Raw genomic sequence first — 15,530 nt, 5'->3', positions numbered from 1 at the left:
ACAAAGCTCCAAAAAATAAAATCAAGAACACACCGACAACTTTCTGAATACGAAACTCGTATTTGTCTCGGAAAAGAAAAAACTGAATTAGGAAACGGTCCGAAGGACCATCCGACGAGATTACACTATTTTTCTTCTGTCAGTCGCATACAAATGAAAATTCGGAAATCGAAAAGGAAACATTAGGAAAAACACAGTGGATTAGTGATAGATAAATCATTATGTCTCTTAGTATGATTACTAGTACTTCGTTATATTTAATCGTTGTTATGCGAAGTGAATACTAAAGGATGTAAAGAAAATTTTATTTTTGTTCCAGTAAAGAGAGTTCGTGTATGAGTAAAGATAATGCGATATTCTCTTGTCCATGCACTCTTTCATGCAATTTTTCTTTAAAGCGGAAGACAGCTTCCATCTTTGGAAGGTTGGAATCGAAATCCGATCTGGAAAATTCCTGCAGCAGTAGTAATCCAATCAGATCTAAGAAGTCCTTGAAGGAAAAATCCTCTTTCCAATCGGGATGTTCTTCTTTGTATTCCAGTATCCATTCTTCTAACCTAAGATAATCCAAAGGTTGTCTTAGGTTTCCGTTGATCCTTTGGGAAATTTGTTCCAACACCTCAGGCGGACAATCGAAGGAAACCATACTTCCTCCTTTTGCAGGGAAGTATGGTGTCGAATTTTTACTATGTAGTTCTTTTATAACTTGTTGAGGGAGATAACCGAAAGGAATACAAACCGCCCTACTCACGATTGTCTCCTTCAATTGTTCCAAGTCGTTTACTATAAAAATAAAACGAGTGAAGAAGGGCGCTTCTTCTAAAGATTTTAAAAGAGCCGTCTCCGCTTCGTTCCCGATCAAAGAAGCGTCGGGAATGATAATAAATCTAATCTTAGAAAGATGAGGTCTATAATATAGTCTTGTGCGGATCAACCAACGGATTGTGAACTCTTCCGGGTTGTCTTCTTTACCGATAGAGATCTGTTTATTCTTCTCTAATGGAAACCAAACTATATCCGGATGGGAATGGTGCATGAACGCTCTGCAAGAAACGCAATGTCCGCAAGAGTTTCCTTCTAAACAAAGAATATGTCTGATAAATCTTTCGACTGCGGATTCTTTTCCGGTTCCTTCCGGTCCATGAAAGATGAGTAGGGGAGGAAGAAGGTCAGGTTGGGATGAGTATTTTTTTAAGAATACTAATGCCCTTTCTTGGCCTTGGATTTCCTCGATACCGAATGCGGAAGACATGTTCCTTTTATTAAAGATTAATAAACAGGAGTCAACCAGTGTTTGTAGTTTTGGTTTTTCCCGACTACTAGATCGAAGAATGTGGACTGTAATTTTTTAGTGATCGGTCCCATTTCTCCGTTACCGATTTTTCTCTTATCCACTTCACTCACCCAAGCGATCTGCACTCCGGTCCCGGAGAAGAAGATCTCATCCGCGATATAAAGTTCACTTCGAGTGATATCTCTTTCGATAATTTCGTATCCGGCGTCTTTTGCAAGTTGCAGAACGGATCGCCTTGTAATACCTTCTAGTAAAGAAGAAGAGATAGATGGAGTGATGATTTTTCCGTCTCTAACTAAGAAGATATTTTCTGCGGAACCTTCGCTTACAAAACCTCTTCCGTCTAAGAAGATTGCTTCGTCATATCCGTTTTGAACTGCTTCCGATTTTGCAAGCGCTGAGTTTACATATCCACCGGAAACTTTGGAGAGAGTAGGGATGACTGTATCGTCGAACCTTCTCCAACTAGAAACCATAGTAGTCAGTCCGCGTTTGGTATCTAAGTAGTCGTCTAATTCTAAAACATAAATTGCGAGTTCTGTCGGAACATCATGGAATCTAGGAGAAAGTTGCAGAGCGGAAGTATATATGAACGGTCTAAGATATACGTTCCTTCTGTATCCCGATTGTTTTAGCAGATCTAAAGTTATATCACGGAGTTCTTCCGGAGTTTTTGTGAATTGTAACTGCATGATCTTAGTAGAATTCACAAGCCGTTTATAATGATCTAAGATCCTGAAAACGTATAAGTTATCGGAACTAGGATCATAATAACCTCGAATACCTCCGAAGACCGTGGTTCCATATTGTAACGCGTGAGTTTTGATGTTTATATTTGCTTCGGACTCCGGGACTATTTTTCCTTCGAAGTAAGAGAGTTTCTTGATGGATTCGGGCATGTACAGGGAACCTGAAAGTGATACTATTGATTACATGATTCTAAGCATAGGCTCTACTGTCGACTAATGATCGATCCTAAAAGAGCTTATGCAGGAGTGCTAGGTCTGAATGAATTCTTCTTTTTTTCCCAATCGTTTTGATTGTGTGGTGGTCGGTGCAGGTCATGCAGGCTCCGAAGCTGCCTATGTCTCATCTATCGGTGGCGCTAGAACTTTGCTTATCACAATGAACCTAGACACGATCGGACAGATGTCTTGCAACCCTGCTATCGGTGGGATCGCAAAAGGACATATGGTTCGAGAAGTAGATGCACTCGGTGGTTTAATGGGAAAGGTTATCGATGCAACAGGTATCCAATTCAAGATGTTGAATACTTCCAAAGGTCCTAGCGTTTGGGCACCGCGTGCTCAAGCGGAGAAGAAGGAGTACCAACTCAAAGTAAAACATACACTTGAATCCATACAAAACTTATCCATCAGACAAGATACGGTAGAAGATCTTTTGATAGAAGGAGATCGTATTGTTGGAGTTCGGACAGGAAGAGGTTTCGAAATATTCACCAATCATGTGATCTTAACTACCGGAACATTCTTATCTTCTATCGTTCATATAGGAACTTATCAGAAAGAGAACGGAAGATTCGGAGAACCTACGGTCAAAGGCCTTTCTCATTCACTTGCTAAGTATAATTTAAAATTAGGAAGATTGAAAACGGGAACTCCCCCGAGAATCCATAAAAATTCCGTGGATCTTTCCGTGATGAGCGTGCAAGAGGGTGACCCGGATCCTTCTCCTTTTTCTTTTTCTACAACGAAGATCACTCGTAGACAGATCCCTTGTTATATCACTTACACGAATGAAAAAACTCATCAGCTGATCAATGAGAACATTCATCTTTCTCCTATGTATTCGGGTCAGATCAAATCGACCGGGCCTAGATATTGTCCTTCTATCGAAGATAAGATTGTTCGTTTTGCCGATAGAGAGAGACACCAAATCTTTTTAGAACCCGAAGGTTACGACACACAAGAGATCTATTTGAATGGAGTCTCTACTAGTCTTCCGGAGGAAGTACAATGGAAACTCGTACGTTCGATAGCTGGTCTAGAAGAAGCAGAGATCTTAAGACCTGGATATGCGATCGAGTACGACTACGTGGATCCGACTGAACTAAAACCGACCTTAGAAACTAAAAAGATCAAAGGTCTTTATCATGCGGGACAGATCAACGGCACAACAGGTTATGAAGAAGCTGCGGCCCAGGGTTTAGTTGCCGCTTACAGTGTACTTTCTTCTTTAAGAGGAGAGGAGCCGATGTTGTTCTCTAGAGGAGAATCTTATATCGGAGTTCTTGTGGATGATCTTGTTCACAAGGGTGTAGAAGATCCATATAGAATGTTCACATCTCGCGCGGAACATAGACTTCTTTTGAGACAAGATAATGCGGACCAAAGGTTGATGAAGTACGGATACAAGATGGGTCTTGTTTCGGAAGAAACTTTCAATGAGATGACTACCAGGTACAAAAAGATCTCCGATGTTAAGGAGAAGATACAATCCACTCCGCTAAAACCTCTACCTGAGTTCGAAGCTTTACTAGAAAGAAAAGGCATCCAAAGTTTGAAGTACGGCGCTAAGTTGGATTCCTTTTTGAAAAGACCTGAGATTGCTCTCGAGGACATTAAATTCCTTTTACCTGAGTCTGAAGAATTGAGCGCTCAAGACAGAAAAGTGATCGAGATGGAGATCAAATACGAAGGTTATATTAAAAGAGAACAGGATACTATCGATTGGAAGAATCGATATCTCACTACTCCTATACCGGAGACAATCGATTACTCTTTGGTACCAGGTATTAAGAAAGAAGCCATCCAGAAACTTACGAAACATCGTCCTTTAAATTTAGAAAAGGCGGCTCAAATCTCAGGTGTGGATCCAAGTGATATTGATATGCTTCTTTTCTACATCAAAGGAAGGAAACCGAGTCCGGTTTAAACTTCTCTAAGGACTACTGAAGAAACGAAAAATCCCCGGGTTGCCTCGGGGTTTTTTTATTCACTTTTGCAGATTATTATATTTGGGATGTTGATCTGAAACTGCGTGTTGGAATTCCAACGTTTCACATGAAACGTTTTCATAAAAAGCACTCAAGGATATATAAACTATCTAAAAGAGGTCTTCAAAGCTACATCAGAGATTGATTTTTTCGATCTTCACAAAAACGTTATAACTTCTATTCCGAAAGAGAAAGGTGTCGTCTTAGATCTTGGTGCTGGCGTAGGAAGAGATGCATTTATCTTCTCTAAGATGGGACCACTCAGTCATCGCAGTGGAACCACTTAAAGAATTTGTTACTCGTAAAGAACGAACCAAGCTGGATGAAGAATAAAGAGAATGTTATTTGGACTAGGTCGGCCATTCAGAAAGTTTAAAAACATAGTCCAGACTTTTAAGCTCTTGGTTCTTGAAATTTGCTAGATATCAATTACCTAATTTTTAGTGCGCAGGGTATGAAAAAGGGAGAGCAAGTGCCCTCCCTTTTAAGCGTTTCACGTGAAACGTAGATGATTATTTTCCGTAAACAAGCTCATGAGTTTTTTCTACGGCCCATTTATCTCCTTGCTTGATCAAGTAAGTGAACTGCTGCAATCGATTGTCCTTGTCCCAGATGAGCCGGTTCATTCTTTCAATCGTTCCCTGAACATTCATGCGGCTCAGAAGTTTTCCATTCGAATCGAAAGTAAGAACCGTAGATGCCGCTTGTTGTTTGTCTTCATTATAGATATTCTGTTGAAATAACCCTGGCTTGTTTGGGTCCTTAATGATCGCAAATCTTTCCGTCAGTTTTGCATCAGCCCACTCGGTTTGAGCTTCTTTCACTAAACCATTTTCACCCCAAGAGAGGATCGTGCAGGTAAGTATATTCTTTCCGTTCTGATCGACTAGTTCGATGGAAGAAAGAACTCCCGCTTTATTATATCCGAAGTTTTTGGACTCAAGGTTTACTCCATCTTTATTATACAATTCTTCTTTCAGGATTTTACCGTCTTTGTATACGAACTTAGTGAAACCGTCCGGCTTTCCATCTTGTCCTATATAGTTTTCTTTAACTAATTTTCCGGAAGGATCATACTCATACTTTGCAGTATAGATCAAATTTCCTTTGGAATCTTTTACTAGTTCTTGGGTTGGCCCACCTTTTTCGAAACCTAGTATGATCCTATCCGTATGAGACCATTTTCCTGGAGTGAAGGAATGGATAGGGCTGATGCAGAAAATAAAAACGAAGGAGAAGAATACTCTTTTTAACATGGAGACTACCTCCTTCTAGACATCGACTATTTGTATAAAATGTTAAGAGTCTTTTTAGGAAATTTGAATGGGTTTCTTCCGTAATGATACCGGATTAAGATCAGATATTGGGGTCTTTTCTTCTTATAGTATCTGTATGATTCTTGAAATCTCATCTTAATCGAATCGGAGAACTACATAAAATTATAACATTCCATTCTCGGAATCAAAGGAAAACTCCTTGCAGGGGTGCGATGACGGAATATTTTTTTACGGGCTTCTACACCCAAAACATTAGAAGCCAATAAAGAAAGATTAGTGGAGAGGAAATATGTCCCTCAAAAAAATCGGGATCACGGTCCTTGCTCTTATTGCGATCTTCGTACTTTATACGATCGCATTCACGGAAAAGGGGATCAAACCCATCCAACCGGAAGCAACCATTCCAACCTTAGATTACTCGGCTCTCAGTGAAGAGGCGGCAAAAGATTTACAATCTTATATTAGAATAGCAACGATCAGAGGTAAAGAGAAGGAGGGCGCACTCTTTTTGAAATCTATCTTAGAGAAAAGGGGAATTCCTTCTCGCATCATTGAATATCCTGGTAAGCCGGACAGAGCATCGCTTATTGCCGAGTTGAAAGGTAAAGATACAACGAAGGAAGGTTTAATACTTACGAATCATATCGATGTTGTAGAAGCTGATGCCAAAGATTGGGATATTCCTCCATTCTCGGGTGTAAGAAAGGGAGATCGAATTCATGGAAGAGGTGCAGTCGATGTCAAGGGTCTTGGCATCATGCAATTATATGCTTTCTTACTTATTCATGAAAAGAAGATTCCATTAGAAAGAAATTTAATGTTCCTTGCGATCGCAGACGAAGAAAGCCGCTCGGAATACGGAGCTAAATTCTTAGTAGATAAACATAAAGAAATATTTAACGGATATGAATATGTTTGGAACGAAGGTGGGACCGGATCCAAAGACATCGCAATCAAAGGATCTAAAGTTTTTAATATTCAACTGGCAGAAAAAGGTGCTGTGTGGTTGGATTTAAAAGCCAAATCTATACCCGGGCATGGAAGTACACCTCCTGTAACTTATGCTGCAAAGTCCATGTTGGATTTTTTGCAGGAAGTACAGAATATCGGAAACAAGACGATGATTAAGGATGAAACCGCCGCGTTCTTTTATTCATTAGGAGACATTAGTAATTTCCCGGATTCGTTTGTGTTAAAGAGATCTAGAAATCCGGTGTTGTTCTTGATTTTAAAAAGTGTGATCAATTCTAACCGACATCTTAGAGCAATGACTAGGAACACGGTAAGTATAACCGGGATCGATAGTCATCCGGTTGGAACGAATGTGATTACTTCCGAGACAACAGGTTCCTTAGACATCCGAATTCTTCCCGGATTTGATGAGAAAAAGTTCTTCGAAGAAATTAAAGCGCTCGGAGAAAAATACGGAGTGGAAGTTAGCGCTCGTCACTTAGAGTCCGGCAGTATTTCTCCAATGGACGGATTATTATTTAGAGTTCTTGCGGGAACCGTAACTGCTGTAGAGCCGGGATCAATCGCCACTCCATTCTTATCACCAGGGACCACGGACAGTTCTTATCTCAGACAGATCGGATTAAAATGTTACGGACTCATTCCCGCATTACTTTCCTCGGAAGAGATAGACGGAATTCATGGTAAGAATGAGAGCATGAGTGTTTCTCAGCTCAAGATGGGGATTGAAATTTTATTCAAGTCCATTATAGAATACAATCACCAAGTCGCAAAGTAGAATGACAGAAACAGAGACAAGCCATCCGGACTTTACCCATGATCCGGATGGGATCCAAGCCGCGGTAAAATATAGATTTCCAAAAGACGCAGAACTGATCCTTCCCTTATTCGATTGGGAACTTGTCTCTTCATTCTTATCCTTCTTAAAAGATAAAAACCAAGCGGGTGGATTTTTCTCAAAAAGAGATACAAATGAGATCCTAGATCGCCATGTTTTAGAATCTATCTTTCACGTTTATAAGATCCGTAGTATACTCGGATCGTTTAACAAGATGAAGGTGGGAGATGCTGGCACTGGTCCAGGCATACCAGGCTTCTTCTTTCGTTGTTTAGTAGAGAAAGAAAGGCCTACATTGGTTCTGTTGGATTCACAAAGAAGAAAGCTCTCTCATACGGAAAACTTTGTGAAAGAAAACAAGATTGCAGGTGTTGAATTCCTTTTTGCAAGAGCGGAGGACTGGAAAACTGACTGGAATTTGGGTGTTTCTAGGGGATTCGTGCCTTACCCTTGGAGCGCAGAAGTCTTAAGTAGATGTATTATAAAAGGTGGATATTATGTCCCATTTATTGGGAAAGACGAGTTTGATGGTAAGATTGAAAAGAAGATCTTAAAGGACAGTGGTTTTGAAGAAGAGAAAACTGTCTTTTTGCCTGAACTTGAATTTTTAGGCATGCGACATATTAAATTCTTGAAAAAGGTCGGATCGGCAAGGCAAGGTATCCCTAGGGCTTGGAAGCTTCTCGAAAAGGAGAGCAAAGAATTCTATGGGAAAGATAGTATCCATTAGTAATCAAAAAGGCGGCGTAGGAAAGACTACTACCTCCATCAATCTTGCGGCAAATCTAGCTGCGATCGGCAAAAAAGTACTGATCGTAGATTTTGATCCGCAAGGTAACTCAGGATCCGGTTTAGGATTTGAGATCAACACTCTCCAAAACACTTCTTATGAACTTTTGATCGGAGAATCTTCGGCAGCGGAATGTATCAAAAGGACCGATATCGAAAACCTTCATATCATTCCTTCCAATATCAATTTGTCGGGCGCAGAAGCCGACTTATTGGGGGAAGAAAATCGTGAGTTTCGTTTAAAAAATGCGATCGGTCATTTGAGAACCGAGTACGATTATATCCTGATCGACTGTCCTCCTTCTCTTGGTGTTCTTACCATCAATGCATTGTCTGCGGCTGATAGTGTGATGATCACTCTCCAAACGGAATATTTTGCTTTGGAAGGATTGACTCAGTTAATGAAGATCATCTCATTAGTTCAGGAAAAATTAAATCCTTCTCTCGAACTCGAAGGTGTATTGCTTACGATGTTCGATAAGAGAACCAATCTTGCGCAACAAGTTGCAGAAGATGTTAAGTCTTATTTTAAAGAGAAAGTATATACTACGGTTATCCCAAGGAACATTAAACTTTCGGAAGCCCCTTCTTTCGGTAAGTCCATTCTTTCTTATGATCCGGAAGGGATCGGAGCTCAAAGTTACAGAAGTCTCGCGTTAGAAGTCGCTGGTAAAAATTAATGAGTGCTAGCGCAAAACCGAAAGCATTAGGAAGGGGACTCGGAAATTTAATCCCTGTTTCGGAAGAAAGATCTTTCAAAGAAGCGGGAGGAGAAGGTTCACTCAAAGAAGTAAAACTTTCCGAGATCCGTCCGAATCCCGATCAACCCAGAAGAACTTTTAACGAAGACTCTTTGCGCGAACTTGCGGAGACAATCAAGGCGCATGGAGTCATCCAACCGATCGTAGTAAAAGATACCGGTTCCGGATACGAGATCATCTCCGGAGAAAGAAGATACCGCGCGTGTAAAATCGCAGGCTTCATGAAAATTCCGGTCGTTGTTAAAAAGGCCAATGTCCAACAAACTTTGGAAATGGCTCTTATCGAAAATATTCAAAGAGAAAATCTAAACCCGATCGAAGAAGCCTTAGCTTACAAGACTCTCTCCGAAAAATCAGGATTAAAGATTACCGATATTGCATCTCGCGTCGGTAAAAATAGAGCCACTGTTTCCAATTTAATTCGTCTTTTACAATTGCCTGATTCCGTTATGGATCTGGTAAAGAACGGAAGAATATCCGAAGGTCATGCAAGACCTCTTCTCTCTATTGCGGATCGTAAAAAATCGGAGCAGCTTGCTTATCAAATTGCTGAGAAAGGTCTCACGGTTAGACAGGTAGAAGACATTGTAGCAAATCTAACGGAAGAAGCTCCGGTCAGAGAAAAGAAAAAATCCAAACGTAAAGAAGTGGATATCGTAGAGCTTGAGAATAAGTTCCGTAAAAAATATTCTATGAAAGTAGATATCACTCATAATTCTTCTTCTGGAAAAGGAAAACTTAGCATCGCGTATCCGAGTTTGGATGCTCTGCAGAAAGTTTTAGACGCTTTGGGCCTATAACCTGTATAAATACTTTGTTTGCTTGAGAATAAATTAATGGCTGGTTTGAGCAGCAGAACGAATATCATCTATGCCTTCTGACGAATCGGAATTTTTTTATATTCTAAGAGTGCGTTATTCGGAGATCGATGCACAAGCGGTAGTATTTAATGCACATTATCTTACCTATTTCGATACGGCTCTGAATGAGTACATGAGATATTTAAAGTACGATTATATGGGTGAGTTAGAGAAGAATGGCCTCGACTTTGTAGTCACTCGCGCACTGATCGAATATAAATCTCCTGCAAGATTCGACGAAGAACTAAAAATCTATGTGAAGGCGGGAGAGATCAAACCTGCCAGCATCCAATGGAATATACAGGTTCGCAAATTAACCGATAATAGTTTGGTTTGTACGGGAGAATTGACCTGGGCGTTTTTACAATTGGAATCCAGAAAACCGGCAAAACTTCCGGAAGTGTTTAAGAACTTAAGTTCTAAATCCCGATATTAATTCATTAGATCTACTAATAAACCGCGAATATCTTCCATTCTTTTCATCAGGTCAAAGGTAGAATTTTCAGGATGAATGATGAAGTCCGCTAGAGTTTGGATCTTATCGTCTACGATCTGAACTACTTGGTAAACTTTCTCGGAACCGCCTCTCGCCCTGGTTCGCAAAGTTTCCAAACTTGTATTTCTATCCATGACTTCTTTTAAAATACCCTGAACGATCCTTTTGTAAACTTCCAGATTTGCATACGTTGGAGATTTTAAAAAATTTCTCTCAGCATCCGGAAGATCTCTAAGCAAAGAATTTAGATCTCTCGTTCTTTCCTGGTTATAGGGAAGAAGATGTTCGACTAAGTCGAAAAATTCACTTTTCGAATCAGGTATCTGGGAATCGGATACGGAACTTGGAACAGGTTGGTATAAGGAAGAACTTAGGGAAAGTCCGAAGTCTCTTTTTCTACGTGATTCAGTTCGAGGGTCTTTTTGTTGAGATTGGATCTTCAATGAGTGGTCGGGTTAATCTTACAATTTCCCTCGAATTGTACTCCCTCTTCCATAACTACCTTTGGAGTGATGATGTCACCTTTCATACGGCAGCTAGCGAGTAGAGTCACTCGTTCCGACGCGAATATATTCCCATTAATTTCACCGCCGGCGACGACAATACGAGCTTTAATATCCGTATCGACGATTCCGGTCTTTCCGATTAGGACTTTTCCATCGGTTTTTATGGTTCCCCTAAAAATACCGTCAATACGTAGAAGCCCGGAAAGTTTGAAGTCTCCGCTAAATTCGGCGCCTTCGCCGATGATACTATTTACCGCTAATTGCTCTTCTGTATGGGCCATCAGTCTTGGATCTGGTTCAAGAATGCAAAAGGATCGATCGCTCTGGTACCCACATGAATTTCATAATGAAGACTGTACTGAGGGCTGTTTTCCGATTTTCCAACGAAACCTAATACTTCGTTTTTGGAAATTTGCTGATTCGCTTTCACTTTTACACGATCCAAATTCGAGTAAATCGTTTTCCAACCGAATTTATGAGCAACTTTTACAAAATAGCCGGTGTTACGAGTGTATCCTATCTCATAAACTGTTCCAGGTGCGGTCGCAACTACTTCCGATCCTGGGAAAGCCCCGATATCCAATCCGTTGTTGAAGTCTCTACGAGCCGTAATCGGATTCAAATATTCTCCGTAAGGGTAGAGAACATATCCTTTTACCGGCCAAATGGACGGGGTTTGGCGAATTAGATTTTTACGTTTTTTTAATATGCTTATGATCTCTTGCGTAAGTTCGTTCGCTACCTTGAGATTGTGAACGTCTTCTTTTAATCGGAATACTTCCGCTCCAGGGGCTGGATTCTTATCGGAACCGAGAGCAAGTTTTTCAGCCCCGCCGATTCCTTTTGCAACTTTGGAATTGTCGCCTGTCAGTCTTCCGTAAAGTGCTCCCACATGATTGTGGTAGTATTCGACATGCTCGTGAAGACTATCGATCTCTTCCTTCATTTTTGCAGACTGACGAATGAAGTCCTGGTTGGATAAGTTCAGCTCAGTCAACTGGTGAATGGATCCTGAGTGACTAAGAACATTGATAGAACTGATAAGAAGAAGGACCAAAATTGTTCCGATAAAGATGGTGATCGCTCTGTAAGAGATATGAAAGTTGATCGTCTTTTGTTCGGAGTGGGGAATCACCATGACGGTGAGACGTTCTTTACCTTTCTTATTCCAATTTGCGATTTTGATATCTAACTTAAGCTTCAGATCTTGGTATTTATATCTGAGCCTATAATAAAGTAGTGCAAGGTAGGATTTAAGATTCAAGCTATTATGTCCCAAACCAACGAGTTTCCCCGTTCCGTTATTATGCTGTAAGGATTCTAAAAATTTATCTTTTCAGTCAATACAAATCGCGAAAACTGCCTTTTAAAAGCCGTTTTCATATGTACTCCATCATAGACACTCACTGCCACTTAGATATAATACAAGAGCAAGGGCAGGATATTGCAGAATCTCTAAAAAATGCAAAAGAATCTGGTATAAAAAAGATCGTCCAAATCGGGATCGACCTTGAGAGTTCGATTAGGGCGAAAGGTTTATCTGAAAAATTTTCAGATGAAGAGATCGAAATATTTTATTCGATCGGTTGCCATCCGACAGAGACTCATGAATTTCCTAAAAAAGAAGAAATTTTGACACTAGTCAAAGAAAATGTGACGGACCAAAAGTTATCCGCGATTGGAGAGATCGGATTGGACTATTATCACGATGCATCGACTAAAGCGTATCAGGCGGATGTGCTGCATTCTTTTTTAGAAGCGTCTTCTATATATTCTCTTCCGGTAGTCATCCATTCCAGAGATGCGGCAGAAGATACGGTTTCTATTTTAAAGGAACATAGGGATAAGGCTTTCGGAGTGATCCATTGTTTTACTTACGATTATCCGACAGCGAAGCAGTTAGTGGATCTGGGATATTATATTTCTTTTTCGGGGATAGTTGCTTTTAAGAATGCAAGAGATATCCAAGAAGCCGCAGAAAAACTTCCTTTGGAAAGTATGCTGATTGAAACGGATGCACCATTTCTTGCACCACCTCCTTTCCGAGGAAAACGGAACGAACCTTCTTATACGAAATTCGTTTTAGAGAAAATGTTCTCACTCAGAAAAGAATCCAATGTGCAGGTTGAAAAAACTTTGTATAATAATTCCTTAAAATTCACGCAAAGGAAGGCGTATCATCATGATTGATCTGAAATATATTACGGACAATACGGAAGAATTAAAATCCAATCTGGAATTAAGAGGTTTTAAGGACATTGCAGTTTTGGATCAACTTGCCGAGATCATCCAAAAAAGAAAAGTTCTCCAAAAGGAAGCGGATGTATTCCGTGAAGAAAGGAACAAGGCAAGTAAGGAAATCGGAAAAGTAAAACAAGCTGGGGGAGATATTGCAACCGCTTCCGCCGCAGTAAAAGAGATTGGAGATAAGATCAAAAAGATAGAAGATGATCTGGAATCTCTCGAATCCAAGCTGCTCGAAATTAATTTAGGTCTTCCTAATATTCTGGATAAAGACGTTCCTGTCGGTAAGAACGAGCACGATAATAAAATTTTGTATGAAGTGGGAGAAGTCCGCGATTATAAATTTAAGCCAAAACCTCATTTTGAGTTGGGAGAAGCCTTAGGTTGGTTTAATTTCGAAAAGGGAACAAAACTCGCCGGCGCGAGAGCTTACACTTATTTCGGCATGGGCGCTAAACTGGAAAGAGCGCTTGCGAATTTTATGCTAGAAACTCATACCACTGACCATGGTTATACGGAAGTTTGGGTGCCGGTCATGGTAAACGACGAATGTATGACTACTACAGGGCAGTATCCAAAATTCAAGGATGAGTACTATCGCTTAGAGAGAGATGAACTCAATCTAATTCCAACGGCGGAAGTTCCGTTAACGAATTTATACCGGGATGAGATCATTCCGGAAAATTCACTACCCATCTCCATAACTGCCCATACCTCTTGTTTTAGAAGAGAAGCAGGTTCTTACGGAAAAGATACGAGAGGTCTAGTTCGTGTTCACCAATTCCAAAAAGTGGAACTCGTGAAATTTGCTCGTCCGGAAGACTCAGAAGAAGAACATAAAAAGATGCTCTCACACGCGGAGAATATCCTGAAAAAATTAGGGATCCGATACAGAGTGATGTTATTATGCAGCGGAGATATTTCGGCTGCTTCTTCCAAAACGTACGATTTGGAAGTTTGGATGCCCGGTTTGGATCGTTGGATGGAAATTTCTTCCGTTTCTAACTTCAAAGATTTTCAGGCACGACGTGGTAAGATCCGTTACAAATCAAAAGAAGGCAAAAATCAATTGGTCCATACATTGAATGGTTCCGGTTTAGCGATCGGAAGGACCTTGGCAGCCGTAATGGAGACGTATCAAAAAGAAGATGGAACAATCGAGTTCCCTGATGTTTTGAATAAATATCTCTGATTTTTTCTACGAAAAAGTATCAGGTTTTTTCCTAAAAGACAGATAGTTAGAGTATGGCTTCCGATACCCATACTCAATCCTCACCATTTTCTAAGACCGTCTCTATCTTATTTTGTTACTTTGTGTTTGCAGGATTTTCCGTATCAGGGGCGGAAGATTCGCCCATGAAAGGGAAAGTTGCCCCTATAAAAGGAGAGATTAACACTTCTTTAAATGAATTCGGAATAAGCCTATCGGAAGATGGAAATACTTTATATTATTATTCTAAACGTAAAAATTCAAATTATTCGGATCTTTATAAATCCGTAAAAACCAAAGACGGTTGGGCTGCTGGCGAAGAAATTTCCGAATTAAATTCCCAATTCGACGATCAAAGTCCTTTCGTTATAGAGAATGAAAAAGCAATCATCTTTTCCTCTAATCGGGACGGAAGTATAGAGTTTAAACTAGGGAACGGTAAGATCGGAGTTTCTAGAGACCTTTACTTCGCCACCTTGAAAGACGGCTCTTGGGACAAAGTGACCAGACTTCCTCAAGAAGTGAACACTCCTGCAATAGAAGAGAATCCATTTTTAGCCGGTAGCTACCTATTCTTTACTCGTTATCCTTTCGGAAAAGTAGCAGAGTCTGATATTTATATTTCAGAATATAAGAATGGTTCTTGGAAAAAGGCGATCCGAATGGAAAGTCCTGTTAATACCGAATATGCGGAGATCGCTGCCACATTGAGTAGAGACAGTAAGTATTTGTATTTTTCCTCCAATCGTCCGGGTGGTTACGGTGGATTAGATATTTATAAAGTAGAGATCAAGGAAGACGGGACCTTCTCCGCTGCAGTTAACCTAGGACCTCTTATCAACTCTCCAGGCGACGAAGCATTCTACACGGAAACTCCTGACGGCAAAAATGCATACTTTTGTAGGCTAGTGAAAGAGGGTGGCAATTACGATATTTACGAATTTTCAGCGAGTGAATGGGAAGAACTGAAGAAGAACAAAAAGATCTCTTTGGAATCGATTCACTTCCGAACAGGTTCTTTTGAGATAGAAGAAAAATCTTTTGAAATTTTAGACAGATTGGTCTCTTTCTTAAATGAAAATCCTTCCATAAAATTGAAAATTACCGGACATACGGATTTACACGGAGATCCGAGCGACAATTTGGAATTAAGTCGAAATCGGGCTGCAGCGGTGAAAGATTACTTGGTCAAAAAAGGAATTTCATCCGGTAGGTTTACCACAGACGGCAAGGGAAGTAAGGAACCGATTTATCCGGAAAAAAGCCCGGAAATGGACCGCAAAAATCGCAGAACTGAATTTCAAATATTAGAATAGACTAAAAATTC

The 15,530-nt window shown here is 40.3% G+C and carries 15 protein-coding genes; 9 read left to right on the top strand and 6 right to left on the bottom strand.

Annotated elements, in window-relative coordinates; translation table 11 throughout:
- Nucleotides 1–304: 304 nt before the first annotated feature.
- Together AB3N61_RS17060 and AB3N61_RS17055 are read right to left on the bottom strand one after the other, a co-directional pair.
- A complete protein-coding gene (locus AB3N61_RS17060) occupies nucleotides 305–1,252 on the bottom strand; it encodes a hypothetical protein (protein ID WP_367898171.1) in 948 nt (315 codons plus the stop codon).
- A gap of 17 nt (nucleotides 1,253–1,269) precedes the next feature.
- The gene (locus AB3N61_RS17055; protein ID WP_020770548.1) at nucleotides 1,270–2,193 is read right to left on the bottom strand and encodes a branched-chain amino acid transaminase; all 924 of its coding nucleotides are present in this window, start codon (nucleotides 2,191–2,193) and stop codon (nucleotides 1,270–1,272) included.
- A gap of 109 nt (nucleotides 2,194–2,302) precedes the next feature.
- Between AB3N61_RS17055 and mnmG the strand changes: the two genes are divergently transcribed.
- Nucleotides 2,303–4,189, top strand: a complete 1,887-nt coding sequence (gene mnmG, locus AB3N61_RS17050) for a tRNA uridine-5-carboxymethylaminomethyl(34) synthesis enzyme MnmG (protein WP_020770584.1) — start codon at nucleotides 2,303–2,305, stop codon at nucleotides 4,187–4,189.
- Between the two features lie 573 nt (nucleotides 4,190–4,762).
- On the opposite strand, the gene AB3N61_RS17045 is transcribed toward mnmG, so the two are convergent.
- Nucleotides 4,763–5,506, bottom strand: a complete 744-nt coding sequence (locus AB3N61_RS17045) for an MORN repeat protein (protein ID WP_020770566.1) — start codon at nucleotides 5,504–5,506, stop codon at nucleotides 4,763–4,765.
- Nucleotides 5,507–5,816: 310 nt separating this feature from the next.
- Here AB3N61_RS17045 and AB3N61_RS17040 point away from each other — a divergent pair, with 310 nt between their 5' ends.
- The 5 genes from AB3N61_RS17040 to AB3N61_RS17020 all read left to right on the top strand — a co-directional run bounded on the left by AB3N61_RS17040 (nucleotide 5,817) and on the right by AB3N61_RS17020 (nucleotide 10,183).
- Entirely contained in the window at nucleotides 5,817–7,277 is a 1,461-nt protein-coding gene (locus AB3N61_RS17040; RefSeq protein WP_367898170.1) for a M20/M25/M40 family metallo-hydrolase, read from the top strand.
- A gap of 1 nt (nucleotide 7,278) precedes the next feature.
- Nucleotides 7,279–8,067, top strand: a complete 789-nt coding sequence (locus tag AB3N61_RS17035; protein ID WP_367898169.1) for an RsmG family class I SAM-dependent methyltransferase — start codon at nucleotides 7,279–7,281, stop codon at nucleotides 8,065–8,067.
- Complete coding sequence (locus tag AB3N61_RS17030) at nucleotides 8,045–8,806, top strand: ParA family protein (protein WP_020770576.1); 762 nt, start codon at nucleotides 8,045–8,047, stop codon at nucleotides 8,804–8,806. The genes AB3N61_RS17035 and AB3N61_RS17030 overlap by 23 nt, the downstream gene beginning before the upstream one ends.
- Nucleotides 8,806–9,687: a ParB/RepB/Spo0J family partition protein gene (locus AB3N61_RS17025; RefSeq protein WP_020770583.1), complete on the top strand. Its 882-nt coding sequence runs from the start codon at nucleotides 8,806–8,808 to the stop codon at nucleotides 9,685–9,687. The genes AB3N61_RS17030 and AB3N61_RS17025 overlap by 1 nt, the downstream gene beginning before the upstream one ends.
- A 70-nt stretch (nucleotides 9,688–9,757) precedes the next feature.
- Nucleotides 9,758–10,183, top strand: coding sequence for an acyl-CoA thioesterase (locus AB3N61_RS17020; protein ID WP_367898168.1), 426 nt, complete (start codon nucleotides 9,758–9,760; stop codon nucleotides 10,181–10,183).
- Here the strand turns inward: AB3N61_RS17020 and AB3N61_RS17015 are convergent.
- The 3 genes from AB3N61_RS17015 to AB3N61_RS17005 are packed head-to-tail and all read right to left on the bottom strand — an operon-like array spanning nucleotide 10,180 to nucleotide 12,013.
- Nucleotides 10,180–10,686, bottom strand: coding sequence for a YaaR family protein (locus tag AB3N61_RS17015; RefSeq protein ID WP_020770555.1), 507 nt, complete (start codon nucleotides 10,684–10,686; stop codon nucleotides 10,180–10,182). The two genes, AB3N61_RS17020 and AB3N61_RS17015, sit on opposite strands and share 4 nt — an antisense overlap.
- Nucleotides 10,683–11,030, bottom strand: a complete 348-nt coding sequence (locus tag AB3N61_RS17010; protein WP_008589609.1) for a bactofilin family protein — start codon at nucleotides 11,028–11,030, stop codon at nucleotides 10,683–10,685. Before AB3N61_RS17010 ends, AB3N61_RS17015 begins: the two co-directional genes overlap by 4 nt.
- Nucleotides 11,030–12,013: a M23 family metallopeptidase gene (locus AB3N61_RS17005; RefSeq protein ID WP_036090236.1), complete on the bottom strand. Its 984-nt coding sequence runs from the start codon at nucleotides 12,011–12,013 to the stop codon at nucleotides 11,030–11,032. Before AB3N61_RS17005 ends, AB3N61_RS17010 begins: the two co-directional genes overlap by 1 nt.
- A 119-nt stretch (nucleotides 12,014–12,132) precedes the next feature.
- On the opposite strand from AB3N61_RS17005, the gene AB3N61_RS17000 reads away from it, so the two are divergent.
- Genes AB3N61_RS17000 through AB3N61_RS16990 form a run of 3 tightly spaced genes read left to right on the top strand, consistent with a single transcriptional unit; the run spans nucleotide 12,133 to nucleotide 15,519 of the window.
- A complete protein-coding gene (locus AB3N61_RS17000; RefSeq protein ID WP_367898167.1) occupies nucleotides 12,133–12,939 on the top strand; it encodes a TatD family hydrolase in 807 nt (268 codons plus the stop codon).
- On the top strand, nucleotides 12,932–14,185 hold the full coding sequence (gene serS / locus AB3N61_RS16995; protein WP_020770550.1) for a serine--tRNA ligase: 1,254 nt from the start codon (nucleotides 12,932–12,934) through the stop codon (nucleotides 14,183–14,185). The genes AB3N61_RS17000 and serS overlap by 8 nt, the downstream gene beginning before the upstream one ends.
- Nucleotides 14,186–14,238: 53 nt before the next feature.
- Nucleotides 14,239–15,519 (top strand): OmpA family protein, encoded by a 1,281-nt coding sequence (locus AB3N61_RS16990; protein ID WP_367898166.1) that lies wholly within the window; start codon nucleotides 14,239–14,241, stop codon nucleotides 15,517–15,519.
- The last annotated feature ends 11 nt before the right edge of the window (nucleotides 15,520–15,530 follow it).

It is taken from the genome of Leptospira sp. WS58.C1 (assembly GCF_040833995.1).
Classification (GTDB): domain Bacteria; phylum Spirochaetota; class Leptospiria; order Leptospirales; family Leptospiraceae; genus Leptospira_B; species Leptospira_B cinconiae.
Note: the sequence above shows the minus strand (reverse complement) of the source record. Positions and strands in the feature narration are given on the sequence as shown.

Coding starts and splice junctions, on each gene's coding strand:
- AB3N61_RS17025 (WP_020770583.1), top strand. CDS start 8,806: ATGAGTGCTAGCGCAAAACCGAAAGCATTAGGAAGGGGACTCGGAAAT.
- AB3N61_RS17030 (WP_020770576.1), top strand. CDS start 8,045: ATGGGAAAGATAGTATCCATTAGTAATCAAAAAGGCGGCGTAGGAAAG.
- AB3N61_RS17040 (WP_367898170.1), top strand. CDS start 5,817: ATGTCCCTCAAAAAAATCGGGATCACGGTCCTTGCTCTTATTGCGATC.
- AB3N61_RS17010 (WP_008589609.1), bottom strand. CDS start 11,030: ATGGCCCATACAGAAGAGCAATTAGCGGTAAATAGTATCATCGGCGAA.
- AB3N61_RS17045 (WP_020770566.1), bottom strand. CDS start 5,506: ATGTTAAAAAGAGTATTCTTCTCCTTCGTTTTTATTTTCTGCATCAGC.
- AB3N61_RS17035 (WP_367898169.1), top strand. CDS start 7,279: ATGACAGAAACAGAGACAAGCCATCCGGACTTTACCCATGATCCGGAT.
- AB3N61_RS17020 (WP_367898168.1), top strand. CDS start 9,758: ATGCCTTCTGACGAATCGGAATTTTTTTATATTCTAAGAGTGCGTTAT.
- serS (WP_020770550.1), top strand. CDS start 12,932: ATGATTGATCTGAAATATATTACGGACAATACGGAAGAATTAAAATCC.
- AB3N61_RS17000 (WP_367898167.1), top strand. CDS start 12,133: ATGTACTCCATCATAGACACTCACTGCCACTTAGATATAATACAAGAG.
- AB3N61_RS16990 (WP_367898166.1), top strand. CDS start 14,239: ATGGCTTCCGATACCCATACTCAATCCTCACCATTTTCTAAGACCGTC.
- mnmG (WP_020770584.1), top strand. CDS start 2,303: ATGAATTCTTCTTTTTTTCCCAATCGTTTTGATTGTGTGGTGGTCGGT.
- AB3N61_RS17055 (WP_020770548.1), bottom strand. CDS start 2,193: ATGCCCGAATCCATCAAGAAACTCTCTTACTTCGAAGGAAAAATAGTC.
- AB3N61_RS17060 (WP_367898171.1), bottom strand. CDS start 1,252: ATGTCTTCCGCATTCGGTATCGAGGAAATCCAAGGCCAAGAAAGGGCA.